General features: G+C 43.9%; 16 protein-coding genes. 10 read left to right on the top strand and 6 right to left on the bottom strand.

Going from position 1 to position 15858, the window contains the following annotated elements; all coding sequences use genetic code 11:
- Positions 1-148: 148 nt before the first annotated feature.
- Positions 149-382 carry a hypothetical protein gene (locus JHD69_RS01480; protein WP_199136607.1) on the top strand — a complete coding sequence of 78 codons (234 nt, stop codon included), beginning with the start codon at positions 149-151 and terminating at the stop codon, positions 380-382.
- Positions 383-443: 61 nt separating this feature from the next.
- On the opposite strand, the gene JHD69_RS01475 is transcribed toward JHD69_RS01480, so the two are convergent.
- A complete protein-coding gene (locus tag JHD69_RS01475) occupies positions 444-1091 on the bottom strand; it encodes an NAD(P)-dependent oxidoreductase (RefSeq protein WP_199136605.1) in 648 nt (215 codons plus the stop codon).
- 55 nt (positions 1092-1146) lie between these two features.
- Complete coding sequence (locus JHD69_RS01470) at positions 1147-1557, bottom strand: Rrf2 family transcriptional regulator (protein WP_199136603.1); 411 nt, start codon at positions 1555-1557, stop codon at positions 1147-1149.
- A gap of 208 nt (positions 1558-1765) precedes the next feature.
- On the opposite strand from JHD69_RS01470, the gene JHD69_RS01465 reads away from it, so the two are divergent.
- The 3 genes from JHD69_RS01465 to JHD69_RS01455 all read left to right on the top strand — a co-directional run bounded on the left by JHD69_RS01465 (position 1766) and on the right by JHD69_RS01455 (position 5668).
- Positions 1766-3679, top strand: coding sequence for an ABC-F family ATP-binding cassette domain-containing protein (locus JHD69_RS01465; RefSeq protein ID WP_199136601.1), 1914 nt, complete (start codon positions 1766-1768; stop codon positions 3677-3679).
- 9 nt (positions 3680-3688) lie between these two features.
- Positions 3689-4951 (top strand): DUF5103 domain-containing protein, encoded by a 1263-nt coding sequence (locus JHD69_RS01460; RefSeq protein ID WP_199136599.1) that lies wholly within the window; start codon positions 3689-3691, stop codon positions 4949-4951.
- 69 nt (positions 4952-5020) lie between these two features.
- Positions 5021-5668, top strand: a complete 648-nt coding sequence (locus JHD69_RS01455) for a hypothetical protein (protein ID WP_199136597.1) — start codon at positions 5021-5023, stop codon at positions 5666-5668.
- A 4-nt stretch (positions 5669-5672) separates the two neighbouring features.
- On the opposite strand, the gene JHD69_RS01450 is transcribed toward JHD69_RS01455, so the two are convergent.
- Complete coding sequence (locus tag JHD69_RS01450; protein ID WP_199136595.1) at positions 5673-7154, bottom strand: alpha-amylase; 1482 nt, start codon at positions 7152-7154, stop codon at positions 5673-5675.
- A gap of 180 nt (positions 7155-7334) precedes the next feature.
- Between JHD69_RS01450 and JHD69_RS01445 the strand changes: the two genes are divergently transcribed.
- Positions 7335-7856: an acyl-CoA thioesterase gene (locus tag JHD69_RS01445; protein WP_199136593.1), complete on the top strand. Its 522-nt coding sequence runs from the start codon at positions 7335-7337 to the stop codon at positions 7854-7856.
- A 37-nt stretch (positions 7857-7893) separates the two neighbouring features.
- Positions 7894-9078: a cation:proton antiporter gene (locus JHD69_RS01440; protein ID WP_199136591.1), complete on the top strand. Its 1185-nt coding sequence runs from the start codon at positions 7894-7896 to the stop codon at positions 9076-9078.
- Between the two features lie 340 nt (positions 9079-9418).
- Here the strand turns inward: JHD69_RS01440 and JHD69_RS01435 are convergent, their stop codons facing one another.
- The 3 genes from JHD69_RS01435 to JHD69_RS01425 form a co-directional block, all read right to left on the bottom strand.
- Positions 9419-9823 (bottom strand): EVE domain-containing protein, encoded by a 405-nt coding sequence (locus JHD69_RS01435; RefSeq protein ID WP_199136589.1) that lies wholly within the window; start codon positions 9821-9823, stop codon positions 9419-9421.
- A gap of 99 nt (positions 9824-9922) precedes the next feature.
- Positions 9923-10633: a LytR/AlgR family response regulator transcription factor gene (locus JHD69_RS01430; RefSeq protein WP_199136587.1), complete on the bottom strand. Its 711-nt coding sequence runs from the start codon at positions 10631-10633 to the stop codon at positions 9923-9925.
- Positions 10634-11680: a sensor histidine kinase gene (locus JHD69_RS01425; protein WP_199136585.1), complete on the bottom strand. Its 1047-nt coding sequence runs from the start codon at positions 11678-11680 to the stop codon at positions 10634-10636.
- A gap of 61 nt (positions 11681-11741) precedes the next feature.
- On the opposite strand from JHD69_RS01425, the gene JHD69_RS01420 reads away from it, so the two are divergent.
- From JHD69_RS01420 to JHD69_RS01405, 4 genes are all read left to right on the top strand, one after another.
- A complete protein-coding gene (locus JHD69_RS01420) occupies positions 11742-14309 on the top strand; it encodes an outer membrane beta-barrel family protein (RefSeq protein ID WP_199136583.1) in 2568 nt (855 codons plus the stop codon).
- Positions 14310-14390: 81 nt separating this feature from the next.
- On the top strand, positions 14391-14912 hold the full coding sequence (locus tag JHD69_RS01415) for a hypothetical protein (protein WP_199136581.1): 522 nt from the start codon (positions 14391-14393) through the stop codon (positions 14910-14912).
- 114 nt (positions 14913-15026) lie between these two features.
- Positions 15027-15347: an ArsR/SmtB family transcription factor gene (locus JHD69_RS01410; RefSeq protein WP_199136579.1), complete on the top strand. Its 321-nt coding sequence runs from the start codon at positions 15027-15029 to the stop codon at positions 15345-15347.
- Positions 15344-15838, top strand: a complete 495-nt coding sequence (locus JHD69_RS01405; protein ID WP_199136577.1) for an SRPBCC family protein — start codon at positions 15344-15346, stop codon at positions 15836-15838. Before JHD69_RS01410 ends, JHD69_RS01405 begins: the two co-directional genes overlap by 4 nt.
- Positions 15839-15858 lie beyond the last annotated feature (20 nt).

The raw sequence follows: 15858 nt of genomic DNA, 5'->3' as shown, positions 1-15858 counted from the left end.
AATGCTCTATTTTTTTACAACCATTTCCGCTGCTTTGAAATGAAAGAACATTTGGATAAGTTAGATTTTACTTAGGAACAATTGGTTTATGTTCAACAGCGAGCAATGGCGCATACCCTTGCAACCACCTAAACAAAAGATCCTCAATATGAAAAAAGCAAATTTGCTCAGCAAAGCTGAAATGAAAAACGTAACGGGTGGAGATGGCGAAACCGTTGGCCACATTGGCGGCGACCAGGCGGTGATGTACTGTCGTACCAGGTACGTAGCCTTGATTGGCGACCCGATTAACGTACCTGATTGCGCGCCCAGCAATTGGGCTAGCTATTGCGCAGGCAAGGATGGCTATTCTGAAGACGATTCGCAGTGCATCTACTTTTAGTTAAAGCCAAAAAAACTTTAAAAAGCCAGCTTCGTACCTCAAGAAGCTGGCTTTTCTATTTTTAATAAGCAGCGGTAAACCTTTGCCTGGCATGCTGGTTGCTCGCTACCTCATCGGCAATAACAACCGCTAAATCCTGTACAGAAAGTATGCTTCTGCCCTCGGCATTAAACACTGGATTTTCTAAACCCAACCGATAATTGCCGGTACGGCCGGTATCAATGCCCGGATGCATCTCTATGGCCGGACTAAAAAAGGTCCAATTGATTTCCTGTTCGTTTTTAAGGACGTTCAAATAATCCCTGGCAGCTGTTGCGCCAGCTTTGTATTCGGCCGGAAAATCAGGGCCATCTACCAATTGGTGCCCATCAATAAACAAACTTCCGGCGCCACCAATAACGATTAAACGGGATACACCGGCCAGCTTTACGGCGGCTTGTATAGCCTCAGATCCCTTGATAAAATCGGCATACAAATTTGGGTTGGTCCATCCTGCATTAAATGCGCTTACCACAACATCGGCACCCTTCAGGGCTCCGGCCAAAGATTCAACATCGCTTACATCGGCGGTTTTTGCCGTTACGTGTTCATTTTGGGCCACAGAAGCTACATTACGCGCAATGGCGATGACCTGGTGGCCACGATTGGCCAATTCTGCTGTTAAGTTTTGGCCAACAAAACCCGTGGCCCCGATTACTGCTACTTTCATTGTTTTTGATTTTTATATTGTAAATAATTTTGTTACAGTTTTAATTAAAAAAATATCAGCCGAACTTGGCACTAAAATCGGCCAGGCTTTGCTTGTTCAGCTGATCAATCAATACGCGTTCGGTATCGTTGTACAGGCCGTCTAAATGGGCGTTGATATTTTTGCCTACCGGACATTGCGGATTAGGCGTATTTTTCTGGTGCCCCAGCAGCGACAGCTGCCTAACGCTTTCGTAAATGGCCCCTAAGCTAATTTCACTTGCCTTTTTAGCCAAAGTTGTTCCCCCGTTTTTGCCTTCCTTGCTTTGCACAAAACCGTGCTGGCGCAAACTGATCAGTTCTTTGCGTACCATGGCCGGATTGATGTTGATGCTTCCCGCCAACCATTCAGACGATACCAATTCGCCCTGGGCCTTGTCCAGCAAAACCAGGATATGCAGTGCGATGGAGAATCTTCCGTTGTTCATTCTGTAATTATTTTTATTACAGTACAAAGGTAGGAACATTTTTTTAAATTCCAAATTTTTGCATGAGGATGTGATGCGTATTGCACAGTACCTAGAGCGAATTGTGGTTGGCGATGAGTTTGCTGCGCTAACAATTTAACTATCAAAGCAATTTTAACCGCCAAAGCAATCAGGAATTAGCCAATTTAATTTGTATTTTTGCGCCGAAATGATTTCTATAAACGATTTAACTTTTTTAATTGGCTCTAGGGCCTTATATGACGAAGCCGATTGGCACATTAAGCCAGGCGACCGTGTGGGATTGATTGGTGCAAACGGAACCGGCAAATCTACCTTGCTTAAACTTATTGTGGGCGAATATACGCCTTCTTCGGGCAGCATTTCGATGGCGAAAGACATCAAGATTGGCTATCTGAACCAAGACTTATTGTCGTACGATTCGCATCACAGCATTCTGCACGTGGCTATGGAAGCTTTTGAGCGCCAAAACCAGCTGCACGACGAGATTGAAGAACTCCTCAAAAAAATCGAAACGGATTACAGCGAGGAGGTTTTAAATAAACTGAGCGATAAGCAACAAGAATTCGAAGCGCTCGACGGCTATAACATCGAATACCGCGCCAATGAGATTTTAGCGGGTTTGGGGTTCAGCACGTCAGATCAGCAACGCCCTTTGAATACCTTTTCTGGAGGTTGGCGCATGCGCGTGATGCTGGCCAAAATCCTGTTGCAAACGCCCGACATCCTCTTGCTGGATGAGCCGACCAACCACATGGACTTGCCTTCTATCAAGTGGCTCGAAAACTATTTGGGCGGTTTTGAAGGCGCCATTGTCATTGTTTCGCACGACAGGTATTTCTTGGACAAAATCGTCAACAAAACCGTCGAATCGCGCAAAGGCAAGCTGACTGTTTATGCGGGCAACTATTCTTTCTATCTGGAAGAAAAAGCGTTGCGCAGCGAGATACAAAGAGGCGAGTTTAAAAACCAGCAAGCCAAAATCAAACAGGAAGAACGTTTGATCGAACGCTTTAAGGCCAAGGCCAGCAAGGCCAAAATGGCTCAATCGAGGATGAAAGCCCTCGACAAAATGGAGCGGGTGGAAGATGTTGACGACGACAACCCAACGGTAAACTTCAGCTTTAAATTCACCAAACCCTCGGGCCGACACGTGGTACGCATCGAAAATGCCTCTAAAAGCTATCCAAACATCGATATTTTGGAACATGCCGATGCCGTCATCGAAAAAGGCGATAAAATTGCCCTCATCGGCGCCAACGGCAAAGGTAAATCGACCTTGTTGCGCATGATTGCCGGCACCGAGAAATTTGAAGGTTCTTGCGAAACCGGCCATAATGTAACCACGACCTTTTTTGCGCAGCACCAATTGGAATCGTTGCACCTGGACAATACCATCCTAGAAGAACTGCAGGCTTTTGCACCAAAACATACTGATACCGAGTTGCGTTCAATCCTAGGTTGCTTCCTGTTCACCGGCGATGATGTATTCAAAAAAATCAGGGTGCTCTCAGGAGGCGAAAAATCGAGGGTAGCCTTGGCCAAGTCGCTAACCACAGATTCGAATTTCCTAATTTTGGATGAGCCTACCAACCACTTGGACATCCAGTCGGTCAACATCCTCATTCAGGCCCTGCAACAGTACGAAGGCACTTTCATTGCCGTATCGCACGATAGGTATTTTTTAGACCATGTGGCCAACAAAATCTGGTTCATCGAAGAAGAAAAAATCAAGGAATATCCAGGCACTTACGCCGAATACGAAGAGTGGAACAGCAAGCGCGTTATTCCGGCGCCAAAACCTATTCCGGTTAAGCCAACGGGCGAGGAAAAGAAACCCAAAGTGGCCGAACCCGCTCCTGCCAACGCCCAGCAGCAACTGAAAAAGCTGAACGAAAAGCTCCGCAGAACCGAGGAGGAAATTGCGGCTTTCGAAATAAGCGTAAAGGCAGCGGAAGCCGAACTGGCCAAGGAAGAGATATTTTCCAACCAGCATAAACTGGACGAAGCGAATAAGCATTACCTGGCCGAAAAGGCTCTTTTAGACCATGCCCAAAAAGCCTGGGAAGAACTGGCCGCCGAAATCATGGAACTCGAATCTTAATATAACTTGATGAAGAAATTAGGCTTGATAGCTTTTATCACCGTTTTATGTACATGCGCTTTTGCCCAAAATGCCAGCGTGGTTTACGACAATAAAATCTATCAGCCTTTCATCAAAACCGTTGAATGCTACAACAGCAAAAAAGAACAGTCGTTTCCGGTTATTACGCTGCGTACCGGCGAAACACTCACTTTTGGCTTTGACGACCTGCGGGGCGGCAACAAAAACTACAGCTATAGCATAGAACATTGCACCTACGATTGGAAGCCATCTAACCTCAACCAGCTCGATTACGTAGAATCGTTTAAGGAGGATATCATTTTTGGTTACCGCTATTCCTTTAATACGCTGCAGAAATTTACGCATTACCAAATTTCGTTGCCCAACGAGCAAGTCAAGCCTAAAATAAGCGGCAATTACCTGCTTAAGGTTTATGAGAGCAATAGGCCAGAAAACGTAATCATTACCCAGCGCTTTTACGTTGTAGACAATTTAGCCAATATTGGTGCCGAGCTGTTGCCAAGCAGCCAGGTAGAATTTCGCAACAGCAAACAGCGGGTAAGCTTTAGCATTTTTCATCAAATGGCTATCCAAAACCCTTATCTGCAGGTAAAGGCTGTGGTGATGCAAAATGGCATTCCGCAAACCGCCGTGGTAAATGCCAAACCTGCCTTTGTAAAACCTGGAACCCTCACCTACAACGAACTGGGCACCAACGAGTTTTGGGCAGGCAACGAGTTCCGCAAATTTGACATCAGGAGCTTCCGGTACAAAGCCGAGCACGTGCAGGATATTTACCGAGACACTGCTATCAATGTGATCCTTTTTGCAGACCAGGCCACCGGCACTGCCCGATACAGCAATCAATTTGACGAAAACGGCGATTTTTTTGTACGCAACCAAGACGGTCGTGATAACATTACCGATAGCGATTATGCCAATGTGCTTTTTACCCTAAGCGCAGTCCCGCCAAGCGCCAAAGGCAGTGCTTATGTAGTGGGCCGGTTTAACAATTATGCCCTCAACGAAGATAGCAGGCTCAATTACGATATCAGCCGCAAGCGCTTTTATGGCAACATCAAGGTAAAGCAAGGTGTTTACGACTTCAAATATGTTTGGGTTGACGGCAATGGCAAATTTGATGATACCGTTTTTGAGGGCTCTTTTTTCGAAACTGGCAATACCTATCAGATACTGGCTTATTATCGCAAGCCAGGTGGCCGTTGGGATGAACTGATTGGCTTTGCCAATATCTCCAATGTCAAAAAATAGAGCATTTGCAGACTGTCAAATCTAAGGCTATTCTGTTATTTTAGGTGCAATCTTCAGCGCTTAAAGTCCATGCCCACAAAGAAAGAATCTACAGACATCCTTCAACCTGTCTCAAACGATAAGGCCATAGATATCCACATTGCCCATAAGCGTGAGGCATTTGATGTTATGCGCGCCAATCAGGATGCCGAAATTGCACATGCACAAGATGCCATTGGCGTACTCAAAACCATCTTACAAACCACCATCATCATTTTTGGAGGCTTAATAGGAAGCTTTATTACGCTCAGCACCAAAGTGAACCCAAGCTCTTACCTGATCTGTTCAGGCATCATCAGCCTCTTGATTATTTGTATCGTCCTGCATTTTACAAGGGCCACCCGAAAGAAAATAGACCAGAGCAACTCCAAGTATGTAATCTACCGCGAAGAATATCATAACGAACGCACCTTTTTAGGCATAGCACCTTTCGAATTCGACATCGATGCTTACAATAAAGCGCACAAGAAAAGTCCATATATACCGGGAGGGGGCTATAAATTCACCAAAAGGATCTTGAACTCGTTTACCTGGATCGTCGTAATTACCGCTTTGATTGGTACCGGCATTGTATGGCTCGCAATTAAAGAAAAAAACAATTCCATCGAAATCAAGAACCAACAAAAAAAGCAAGACCAAACCGAAGCTCCAAAACCTGCAGATACCATTTGTTGCTGATGGCTCAGGCCATGGCCTCTTTAGGCACCCAAACGCTTACGCTGCCTGCATTGCACAGAAAAGTAGCATTTCCATCATCGTCAATTGTAATCTCCTCCTGTCTTTTGCCCAAGGCATCTACAAAAACCCGACCTGCAAAAGCCTTGCCTAGTTGCATTTCCTTAAAGCCTTCGTCGCCGTTGCACATGAGCACGGCCAAGCCAGAGTTTTCGTGTTCGGCATCGCCGGTTCGGGTCCAGCCGATGCAATTGGCATGGTTAAGGTAATCCTGTTGTTCGCCATAGGCCAAATCGCGCCTGATTTTTAGTAAAACAGGCAGTTCGGCAACCGTAGCCAAATCAACCTGTTGCGCCTTGTCTTCGTAGCTGGCACCATAAATATCGGTAAAGAACACACATGGCGTACCTTGTATGCGCAGCAAAATGAGCGCATAAGCCAACGGCCGGAACCAATAGTCGACAAAGGATTCCAGTGCCTGCATGGGTTGCGAATCGTGGTTATCCACAAAAGTAACGGCCAGTTCGGGCCTGCTGCCCACCAAGGTATTATCAAAAATACGGCTCATATCGTAATCCTGACCTTCGATAGAAGCCAGGTAAAGGTTGTGGTGCAGCAACGAATCGAACAGCTGTGTACGGCCACCGGTAATTTCGAGGTACTGATCGAGGTCGCCAACATTTTGGATATCCCAGTTCTCGGCTACAAAGTAGAAGTTCCGACCACATTCTTGCTCCATTTCGTCCATCCACTCGATCAGAAATTCGGGCGAAATGTGTTTAACGGCATCCAGCCGGAAACCATCTACCTTGGTGTTTTCATAATACCATTTGCCCCAATATTTAAGCTCTTCGCGTACAGCAGGGTTTCTAAAATCAATATCGTCGAACATCAGGTAATCATAATTGCCCAGTTCGTTGGAGGGCACTTTCTCCCAGCCTTCGCCATAGCCATTTTCGATCATAAAAATCCCCGACTCCTTCAGGTCTTCTGCCCAATCTACGCCACTAAAGCATTGATGGTCCCAAACAAATTCAGAATATTGGCCTTTGCGCCCCGGAAAGGTAAACCGGGTCCAAGCCTCGATTTCGAACACGTCAGATGTAAATTCGTTTCTGTTTTCTTCGTTTACCCGTCTTACGCTCACCTTCTCAAGCTCGTCACCACCGGCTTTATGGTTAAAGATGGTATCGGCAATGGCCTGCAGGCCCTGCTGGTGCAAAGCCTCAATGGCTTGTTGGTATTCTTCCTTGGTTCCGTATTTGGTGGCGATGCTGTTCTTTTGGTCAAACTCGCCCAAATCGAACAGATCGTAGGTATCGTAGCCGATAGAAAAGGTACCATTTGTGCCTTTATAGGCCGGCGGGAGCCAAAGCCCGGTAATGCCCATTGCGGCCAAGTTTTCAGCCTCTTTTTTTACTTTTGTCCACAAATTATCGGCTTCATTGTAGTACCAGTGGAAATACTGGATAAGCGTTGGGTTCTGCATATTTTTAAAGGCTAAATAAGGGTAACAGGAAAGTGCAATTTATGTTTTAAACGAACTGCTATTTTAGCAATTTAAGCCTTGGCAAACAAGCATTTTGCCATTCTTTACCGTGACCATACGGATGGCTTTTGCCAAAAAGTACAACAAAACCCATCTTTTTTATCTACTTTTGCAGCCATTATGAGTATAAAAGCTAAAAGCCCTAAAGATTCGTTCACGATCATGAACGAGCTGGTATTGCCCAACGACACCAACACCCTGAACAACTTAATGGGGGGACGTTTGTTGCATTGGATGGATATCGCAGCGGCTATTTCGGCACAAAAGCACTGCAACAGGATTGTAGTTACGGCCTCGGTTGACAATGTTTCCTTTAAACAGGCCATTAAACTGGGCGATGTCATTACCATCGAAGCCAAGGTTACCCGTTCGTTTAACACTTCGGTTGAAGTACGTTTAGACGTTTGGGCAGAAAACATCCCTTCTGGCAGCAGAGCGAAGTCGAACGAAGCTTATTATACTTTCGTAGCGGTTGATCAAAGTGGCAGAACCATCCCTGTGCCCGAGTTGAAGCCAGAAACCAATGAAGAAATCGAGTTGTTTAACGGGGCCTTGCGCCGTAGGCAATTGCGTTTAATCTTGGGTGGCAAAATGGAACCCAACGACGCTAGCGAACTCAAGGCCCTATTTTTTAAGGAATAAATCCTGACCATTTGGTCGGCTTAACAACGAAAACGGCATGACGACCTACACTACTTTGATTATTTTAAGCGGATTGGTAATCTTTTCCTATCTGTTTGATTTGGTGGCCAGCAAAACCAAGTTGCCTTCGGTTTTATTGCTCCTGTTGCTGGGCATTGGCCTACGCCTGCTGGTAGACAACCTGCACCTGCAAACCTTCAATTTTTTGCGCATCCTGCCTACTTTGGGTACCGTGGGATTGATATTGATTGTTTTTGAGGGTTCTCTTGACCTTAAGTACGACCAGCAGAAAAACAAAATTATCAAAGGCGCCTTTTTTTCGGCCTTCTTTATTCTTTTGGCCACCATTGCCTGCATTACCTTTATCATTTATCAGGTAACGGGCAGGGAGCTTTACCTCTGTCTCGTTAATGCAGTGCCTTTTAGCGTCATCAGCTCGGCCATTGCCATCCCCTCTGTTGCCGGATTGGGCAAAAAGAGCAAGGAATTTATCGTTTACGAGAGCTCTTTCTCAGATATTTTGGGCATTATCATTTTCAATTTTGCCATTTCAAATCCGCATGTTTCGGCCAGTTCTTTTGCCGCGCTGGGCCTTGACATGGCTATAGTCATTGTATTTTCGGTCATTGCCTGTATATTTTTACTTTACCTGATGGGCAAGATTTCCCATCACATCAAGTTCTTCCTGATCATTTCCATCCTCATCTTGGTTTATGCCATTGGGCAATCGCACCACCTTTCGTCGCTGGTGCTGATCTTGGCTTTTGGCCTCTTTTTAAACAACGCCGATACCATTAGGCATGCCTGGTTCAGAACGGTGTTTTTGTACGAAAACCTGGCCAAAGATCTGTCTCAGCTACACCAGCTTTCGGCCGAGAGTGCCTTTATTATACGCACCTTCTTCTTTGTGATTTTCGGCTTTACCATTAACATTTACGACCTGAACAACCAAAATGTACTGGTTAATGGCTTTCTGATTTTGCTGAGCATTTACGTCATCAGGTTTGTGTACCTCTTGCTCTTCAGGCGGGAGAATGTAATGCCCGAAGGCTTTGTTACGCCACGTGGCCTGATCAGCATCTTGTTGTACTATAATCTGCCTCCCAGCATGCAACTGCCCGAAATTGGCACTTCTTTCTTGTTTGTAGTGGTATTGGGCACCAGTTTGATCATGAGCATTGGTTTATTGGCGAGCAAGAGGAAGTTGGGGGCTGAAGGTTAAAAGTGGAAAGTCGAAGGTTGAAAGTTAAAAGTGGAAAGTTTTAAGTTTTAAGTAGTAAGGAATAAGTTTTAGGTAATAAGTATCGTCATGCTGAACTTGTTTCAGTATTTTAACTAGAGAGACCCTGACCTGTAGCGGAGCGGAAAGCTACGAAGTAAAATAAATTCAGGGTGACGCATTATTAGCTTATTAGCTAATTAATCCTTGCTCCTTTATCCTTTAGCTAACTCACAATAAGACATTCCCCTTCTGTCCTTCGACAGGCTCAGGATGACAATATTTATCTTTGCTCTTTTATCTTTATTTTTGACAACCCACAACTTACAACCGTAAACTCACCTTAACTTCCCATTTCCAGAATCTTATCGAACTCTGTTGCTTTTAGGGGCATCACCGACAAACGGCCCTGACGGACCAAGGAAATGTCTTTCAGGCTTTCTTCGGCTTTGATCTGCTCGAGGCTCACTGGTTTGGCCAGGCTTTGTACAGGCGCCAAATCAACCACTACCCAATTCGGATCGCTGGTGGTTGGATCTTGATAGGCTTCTTTGACCACCTTGGCAATACCAACTACATTTTTGCCTTCGTTGCTGTGGTAAAAAAGCACCAAATCGCCTTCTTTCATGGCCCTGAGGTTGTTGCGGGCCTGAAAATTGCGCACGCCATCCCAAAAGGTGCGTCCGTCTTGGTTAAATTTTTCCCAACTGTATTTAAAAGGTTCTGATTTGACTAGCCAATGGTTCATGTTTCGGTATTTAAGCCCCGAAATTACTAAAATGGAACGGATTTAGGAAAAGGATAATTTTCAATCTGGCAAGAAAACTTGTTAAAATTTATCGTGAATTTACAACCCACAAACCCTTAAAAAGCCTTCTCTAAAATTAGCCGAAATGGGCACTTCCTGATTGCGGATAAAAACCCGATTGCCTTCAATATGGCTGATGTGATTTTTGTTAATGATGAAAGAGCGGTGCACCCGGATGAAACGGTTTTTAGGCAAGACTTCTTCCAAGCTGGTGAGTGTGGCTGTTGGCATCAGTTGCTTATCGCTCAAAAATACCTTGGTATAGTTGCCAAAAGCCTCGAGGTAAAGGATATCATCAAAAGCTACCTTAAAAATTTTGTTATCGCTTTTAATGAACATAAAGTCGTCGACAGGAATTGTTTCGACTACAGGCGTGGGTGTTGTAGCTGGCGCCAGCTTTTCGGCTACTTTATCCACCGCCATTAAAAAACGTTCGAAAGAAAAGGGTTTAAGCAGGTAATCGCTGGCCGAAAGTTCGAAGGCATCAACCGCATATTCCTTGTAGGCCGTGGTAAAGATCACCTGTGGCGCTTTTTTTAGCGTTTTCAAAAAACCAATGCCATCAATTACCGGCATATTGATGTCGAGAAAGATCAAATCGATAGGCTGTTTTTGCAATTGGATGCGCGCCTCCATGGCGTCCTCGCACGAAGCCACTACCTCGAGCAGAGGGTATTGCTTGGCATAGCCTTCAATAATCTGCCTGGCAATAGGTTCATCGTCAACAATCAAACATTTGATGGTGTTCATCTATTTCATTTTTAATTGGAGGCTTACGTTGTACATGCCTTCGTCTTTGCTGATTTTCAATTCGTATTGGTTGGGGTAAAGCACCTTTAGCCTTTGGTATGTATTGCTTAGTCCCAAGCCGCTACTCAGGTTCTTCGTTTTTTCTTCGTGCTCATCAAAACTGTTTCTGATGGAAAACAAAATCCAGTCTTCCCAGGTTTTCAGCGTTATATCGATCACTATTGATTTCTGCGCTGTATTTTTGGAGTGCTTAAAAGCATTTTCAATGAATACGATCAACAACATGGGGGCTATCTTGATGTGCTCTGTGCCCACCTGCTCTAAATTACAGGTCAACGACAAGCGATTGCCAATCCTGATCTTTTCGAAATCGATATAATTGTGAATATAGGCCAGCTCGCTCTTTAACGGAACCAACAGTTCTTTGGCTTCGTAAACCGAATAACGCAACAATTCTGACAGTTTTAACAACAAGTCCGGGATTTTCTCATGATCGCTAATAGAAAGCCCATACATGTTATTGAGCGTATTGAACAAGAAATGGGGACTCAATTGCGATTGCAACAACTGCAGTTCGCTCTTGCTCTGCGTAGCCAAGGCATTGGCTTGATCTATGCGCAAATTGAAGCGTTTAACCAGGAATTTAAGCCAGGCGCCCAAGGCCGAACTCAGCAAAATAAAAAGTGCCCAAAACAACAGCAGGTTAACGGCTGGCAGGTGTGGCAACTGGATATCGGCATGAATAAAAAGCCCTACAAAACAAGCCACTACGACCAAACCTAAGGCTGTAATTGCCTTTTTAAGCAAACGTTCGCTCTTCAATTGCCAAGAATCGGCCAGGTACCAACCCAAATACAAAAACAAGAAGAAAGCAACAGTTACTGCAAAACCAAGCTCTTCGGCATTATTGCCCGATACCAACTTGATATAGAAAAGCGAAGCCCAATACACGGGCACCACAGCCATAACGGTAAAGTAGAACAACAAGCGGTTGCCCCACTTTCGCGGTGTTTTGCCTTTTTTCTGTTGGGTATTGCTTGTATCCATATGGCTTCGATCAGTTAAAGGTGGACAATTTTTTTTGTTCCTTAAATAATTGCTGTCCGAAATGCTCAAATTGCTGATGAAACTCAGTTTTTGGCTGATGAAAAATCTCGACAGGGATAAATCGCATTCCATCAGTTCAAACCCTCAGTTCGTCATTTATTTTTCTACGGCTAAGCATCAAATTGAATTTTTGTTTCAGATCAACAAAAGCAACATGAAAACGCCAGCTATCAAATTCGTCATCGTCTTATTTATTTCGCTATTTGCCTTCTCCAATTCATCTTTTGCCCAGAACAAAGCAATGCGCATTCGTGGTGTGTTAATTGATTCTGCCAGCAAAGCACCCTTAGAATTTCTAACTATTGGATTACTCAATGCTGCCGATAGTCTTTTGCAAACCAGCTTAAGCAAGGCTGATGGCTCTTTTAGCTTTAGCGAATTAAAGGCAGGCAATTACAACCTCCGCATTCAGGGCATGGGCTATAAAAGCAAAAAGATGAGCGTAAGCTTAAGCGAGCAATCGCCTTTACATGAGCTTAATACCATATACATGATCGGAGAAGCCAAAAATTTGCGTACTGTGAATATCACTGGGCAGAAACCTTTGGTTAAGCAAGATGCCGACAAAATCAGCTACGATTTACAGGCCGATCCGCAAAGCAAGGTAAGCAGTGTATTAGAAATGATGCGCAAAATACCTTTCATTACGGTTGATGCCGATGAAAACATCCAGTTAAAAGGCAGTTCGAGCTATCGCGTGTTTATCAATGGCAAACCTTCGGGACTGGTAGAAAGAAATCCGAAGGATATTTTGCGAAGCATCCCTGCTTCTACCATTAAAAGCATCGAAGTGATGACTAATCCATCTGCCAAATACGATGGTGAGGGCTTGGCCGGTATTATCAATATTATTACTGTTAAACAGGCTTTTGATGGCTACCAAGGTTCGTTAAACCTGAACGGAAAAGCACCCATTGGTGGCCCTGGAACGGGAGGCACATTCAGCTTAAAATATGGCAAGCTTGGGCTTACTGCGCTAGCAGGCGCCAGCAGGTTCAATCAGCCTAATACCTTTGCAACAACTAACAGACAAAGCACAAAAAGTTACCTAGTACAGGAGAGCAACCGCAAATCGACAAACAACACGGCCTATTCGGGCATTGAGTTGAGCTACGAATTGGATAGTCTTCATTTGCTTTCAGGGCAGTTTAATTGGAATGGCAATCGGCTTAATGGCTCCGGAAATCAATTGAGCCAATTTTTCGCCAGCAACAACCTCATTCAGCAATACGGCCTGATCAATCAGAACCAACGCAATGGCAATGGTATCGATGCAAGCTTAAATTATCAGTTGGGCTTTGCCAAAAACAAGAATCAGCTCCTCACTTTTTCTTATCGTTACCTGCGCAACGAAGGCCATTTGAACACCGATCAAGATTTCGAGCAGCTTATTAACTACAATATGCCCGCTTTTAGGCAAAGCAATAACGAAGGCTTAACAGAACAAACCGTACAGGTAGATTATGTACAGCCATTTGGAAAATTACTAATGGAAACCGGTTTGAAAGGTATTTTCAGAAATAACAGCAGCGATTTCAATTATTTAGGTTACAACGGCACGAGTTTCGTTTTAGACCCTTCGAAATCAGATAGCTTTGCAAATGGACAAAAAGTTTATGCCTTTTATAATTCTTACGGTTATAATGTGGGAAAATGGCAATTCAGAGCTGGAATTAGGTTAGAAAAAACCATTATCGATGCCAATTTCAATACAGGAAGCCAACAGGTGGTACAAAATTATTGGAATGCCATGCCAAATGCCGCCATCAGCAGAAAATTAAGCGAATTTAGCAGCCTGAGCTTCAGCTACAGTAAGCGCATCCAACGCCCTTCTATTTATCAATTGAATCCTTTTATCGACCGCTCCAATCCAGATTTCGAAAGAATGGGCAACCCTAGCCTACGACCAACCACCAGCGACCTGCTACAGTTAAGCTACCTACGCTCTAAAAAATGGACCTTTAATATTGCCCTTGGCCATATCTTCTTTAATAACGTAATTGGTCAGATTTCTATCTTCGATGCCAGCCGCAACCTTACCTTAACTACTTACGAAAACAACTTTACGGGTGGCATTTATAAGATTAATATCTATCTCAACTATCCGTTAACCAAGCAATGGAACATTAGCCTAAACGCCGACCTGCGCTATGTTGATTTTTCTGCAACCATAGATCAGGCCTTGCTAAACGGTAGTGGCGCTATGGCCTACGCTAATATTTCGAGCGGGTATCGTTTTAACCAAGGCTGGCGTGCAGGGGCCGATTTTACCATGGACTCTGGCGGGGTTTCTGGTGCACAAAGCAGTACCAATGGTTATGTAGGCAATTCTTTCAGCTTAAGCAAGGATCTGTTGCAGAGCAAATTGAACATTGGCATTTCTGTAAGCAACCCTTTTTCCAAATTCAGGGATATAAACGATGAATTAAGTGGTCCAGGATTTAGCCAGCTTAGCCATACCCGCAACTATTATCGGAATTTTGGATTAAGCCTAAACTATCGTTTTGGCAAATTGCAAAGCGAAATCAAGAAGAACAAAAGGGGCATTAAAAATGACGATTTGCAGTAACTAATTACAGAAGCAAGTGAAGAAGAAAACCCAAATAACTCATAGAGATATTTATTATATTAGTTGATTAAGAAATGCTTTATGTCAATACCTCTCCCTTCAAATTTTCCAAAATCAACTTATGCAATTCTTACCTATAAAAGCCTTAACCATTCTATCAATGAAGAGTGGGTTCAATGGGCTATTGAAATGCTGATGTCGGGATTTGATACAGAGCACTTAATCATTCTTGCAGGCGAAAGCGCCCCCTTTAATCAGTTTGAGATGAGAACGTTAACGGATAAGGTTTTACAAGAATTAGCTTTAGATTATAACGATAAGCATCAAATCGCTTATGGGTATTCTTCTTACCTCATACTTGAAGCGCTAAAAGGCAAAATAAAGTATAAAAAAGTATTAGATATTTTAAATGACTTATATGAAGATCTTAATCATGATAAAAGATTACAGCAGTTCTTCCTCCTTTATTGGGCAATGAGCGATCTTCAATATAGTGATGTTCAGTGGTATGTCGATGGAATAAATAAGGAAAATATTCACGAAGAAATTACCCGTTATTTTAAGCAATGGCTTGAAGAATTTGGGCAATACTCAAAGTCTTAAAAGTCTCCTCACTATCACGATAGCTAAAGCTATTTACATTTTTTCAAAAAACATTTGCGCAACCGATTGGTTTCGCTTATATTTGCAACTGAACGGTTGCAAATTATTATTTTTATGAGAAGAGACGTATTCCAGGCCATTGCCGACCCTACCCGCCGCGCCATTATCGGATTGCTCGCCCTACAAGCCATGACGCCCAATGCCATTGCCGAAAATTTCGACAGTACCCGTCAGGCCATATCCAAGCACATCAAAATATTAAACGAGTGCCAGCTTATTAAACAAAAGCAAAATGGCCGCGAAATCTATTATCACTTCAACCCGAAGCAAATGAAAGAGGTTGACCTGTGGATGGAGCAGTTCCGCAAACTTTGGGAAACTCGTTTCGAACAATTGGACAACTTATTGGAAAATTTAGAACCTAAAAAATCATGACAAAGAGAGAAGCTATCTTTTCGAAAGAACCACAAAACAAGAAAATAACCGTAACGAGGTCGTTCGGTGCCGACCTCTCTACCGTATGGAGAGCCTGGACAGACAGTGAAATCCTGGACCAATGGTGGGCGCCTAAACCTTTTAAGGCTGAAACCAAAACCATGGATTGCAAGAGCGGTGGCCACTGGCTCTATTGCATGGTGGGCCCCGAAGGCGAGCGCCATTGGTGCAAGGTAGATTACCATATCGTAAACCCAGAAAGCCACATCAACAGTTCGGCAGGCTTTTGCGACGAAAACGGTACACCTAACCTTGAATTTCCAATCATGCACTGGGACAAGAACTTCAAGGCCGAAGGCAACGAAACCCAGGTTTACATCGAAATCACCTTCGACAAGGAGGAAGACATGAACACCATTATCGGTATGAGCTTTAAAGAAGGCTTTACCGCAGGAATGGAAAATCTGGACGACTATTTGATGTCGAAATAAAACAAAAAGCCCCGAAAATT

It is taken from the genome of Pedobacter sp. ASV12 (genome assembly GCF_016429155.1).
Taxonomy (GTDB): domain Bacteria; phylum Bacteroidota; class Bacteroidia; order Sphingobacteriales; family Sphingobacteriaceae; genus Pedobacter.
This window is presented reverse-complemented; position numbering and strand designations above follow the sequence as displayed.

What these genes read in the sequence shown, in the direction of transcription:
- JHD69_RS01480 (WP_199136607.1), top strand. Translation starts at nt 149, where the DNA reads ATGAAAAAAGCAAATTTGCTCAGCAAAGCTGAAATGAAAAACGTAACG.
- JHD69_RS01475 (WP_199136605.1), bottom strand. Translation starts at nt 1,091, where the DNA reads ATGAAAGTAGCAGTAATCGGGGCCACGGGTTTTGTTGGCCAAAACTTA.
- JHD69_RS01470 (WP_199136603.1), bottom strand. Translation starts at nt 1,557, where the DNA reads ATGAACAACGGAAGATTCTCCATCGCACTGCATATCCTGGTTTTGCTG.
- JHD69_RS01465 (WP_199136601.1), top strand. Translation starts at nt 1,766, where the DNA reads ATGATTTCTATAAACGATTTAACTTTTTTAATTGGCTCTAGGGCCTTA.
- JHD69_RS01460 (WP_199136599.1), top strand. Translation starts at nt 3,689, where the DNA reads ATGAAGAAATTAGGCTTGATAGCTTTTATCACCGTTTTATGTACATGC.
- JHD69_RS01455 (WP_199136597.1), top strand. Translation starts at nt 5,021, where the DNA reads ATGCCCACAAAGAAAGAATCTACAGACATCCTTCAACCTGTCTCAAAC.
- JHD69_RS01450 (WP_199136595.1), bottom strand. Translation starts at nt 7,154, where the DNA reads ATGCAGAACCCAACGCTTATCCAGTATTTCCACTGGTACTACAATGAA.
- JHD69_RS01445 (WP_199136593.1), top strand. Translation starts at nt 7,335, where the DNA reads ATGAGTATAAAAGCTAAAAGCCCTAAAGATTCGTTCACGATCATGAAC.
- JHD69_RS01440 (WP_199136591.1), top strand. Translation starts at nt 7,894, where the DNA reads ATGACGACCTACACTACTTTGATTATTTTAAGCGGATTGGTAATCTTT.
- JHD69_RS01435 (WP_199136589.1), bottom strand. Translation starts at nt 9,823, where the DNA reads ATGAACCATTGGCTAGTCAAATCAGAACCTTTTAAATACAGTTGGGAA.
- JHD69_RS01430 (WP_199136587.1), bottom strand. Translation starts at nt 10,633, where the DNA reads ATGAACACCATCAAATGTTTGATTGTTGACGATGAACCTATTGCCAGG.
- JHD69_RS01425 (WP_199136585.1), bottom strand. Translation starts at nt 11,680, where the DNA reads ATGGATACAAGCAATACCCAACAGAAAAAAGGCAAAACACCGCGAAAG.
- JHD69_RS01420 (WP_199136583.1), top strand. Translation starts at nt 11,742, where the DNA reads ATGCTCAAATTGCTGATGAAACTCAGTTTTTGGCTGATGAAAAATCTC.
- JHD69_RS01415 (WP_199136581.1), top strand. Translation starts at nt 14,391, where the DNA reads ATGTCAATACCTCTCCCTTCAAATTTTCCAAAATCAACTTATGCAATT.
- JHD69_RS01410 (WP_199136579.1), top strand. Translation starts at nt 15,027, where the DNA reads ATGAGAAGAGACGTATTCCAGGCCATTGCCGACCCTACCCGCCGCGCC.
- JHD69_RS01405 (WP_199136577.1), top strand. Translation starts at nt 15,344, where the DNA reads ATGACAAAGAGAGAAGCTATCTTTTCGAAAGAACCACAAAACAAGAAA.